The following is a 1,402-nucleotide window of genomic DNA, read 5'->3' on the forward strand; positions in this document are numbered from 1 at the left end:
GTAGATACAATACCCAACAAACGGGAATCTGTCGCTTTTGGAATGATGTACTCTTTACCGAATTCCATTGAATCCACACCGTAAGCGTCTAGAACTTCCTTAGTTACAGGCTCTTTTGCTAGATTAGCAAGTGCTTTAGCAGCAGCCAGCTTCATCTCTTCATTGATAGCTGTTGCACGAACATCCAACGCACCACGGAAGATAAATGGGAAGCCAAGAACGTTGTTTACCTGGTTAGGGTAATCAGAACGACCTGTTGCCATAACAGCATCTGGACGAGATTCTGCAACCACTTCAGGCATGATTTCTGGAACCGGGTTAGCACATGCAAAGATGATTGGGTTTGGAGCCATCTTCTTAATTTGTTCACCAGTCACCATATCAGGACCAGATAGACCCAAGAAGATATCAGCACCGTCTAGCGCATCGTCAAACGTACGCTTGTCAGTATCTACTGCAAACATTGCCTTGTACTGGTTTAGATCATCACGACCAGAGTGGATAACACCTTTACGATCACACATGAAGATGTTTTCTGGCTTCATACCCGCAAGGGTAAGTAGCTTAGAACAAGAAATTGCAGCAGCACCGGCACCTAGTACCGCCATTTTTGCTTCTTCAATTTTCTTGCCTTGAATTTCAAGTGCGTTCAATGCACCTGCAACCGTTACGATAGCAGTACCGTGCTGGTCATCGTGGAAAACTGGAATGTTGCACTGCTCTTTAAGCGTACGCTCGATTTCAAAACACTCAGGTGCTTTAATGTCTTCTAGGTTAATGCCACCAAAAGTAATCGCAATACGACGCACTGTGTCGATAAATGCTTGAGGGCTTTCAGATTCAACTTCGATGTCGATTGAATCAACGCCAGCAAAACGTTTGAAAAGAAGAGACTTACCTTCCATTACAGGCTTAGAAGCCAAAGGACCTAAGTCACCCAGACCAAGAATCGCAGTACCATCAGTAATAACCGCTACCAAGTTACCTTTAGCAGTGTACTTATATGCATTTTCCGGGTCAGCAGCAATTTCCTTAACTGGCTCTGCAACACCTGGGCTATAAGCCAAAGAAAGGTCGCGAGAGGTTTGAGCAGGAGTAGAAAGTTCTACGCTGATTTTCCCTGGCTTCGGGAACTCATGGTAATCTAGAGCATCTTGTTTGAAATCTGACATTATATTCTACCGTTTTGGTTTTTCCGTTTAGGTTCTTTCAGGGACATTAAAGCCCTAAAGCCTGTCCGCGGCGCACATTATGACATCACTTATTACCTATGGACAATTATCAAATGATAATACGCCGTAACTTTTTTATTGTCATTTGACCGAAATCATCAAATAACCAGACGAAAAAAGAGCGACAAGCGCTCTTTTTCGGAATATCTTAGTTCTTTGGCAACTCGCCA

1 protein-coding gene is annotated in these 1,402 nt (G+C 43.6%); it reads right to left on the reverse strand.

Annotated features, from left to right (window positions below):
- Positions 1-1,175: malic enzyme-like NAD(P)-binding protein (locus A3756_RS16075; RefSeq protein WP_197481339.1), on the reverse strand; the 1,175-nt coding region annotated here is incomplete at its 3' end.
- Between the last annotated feature and the right edge of the window lie 227 nt (positions 1,176-1,402).

Source organism: Oleiphilus sp. HI0086, from assembly GCF_001635225.1.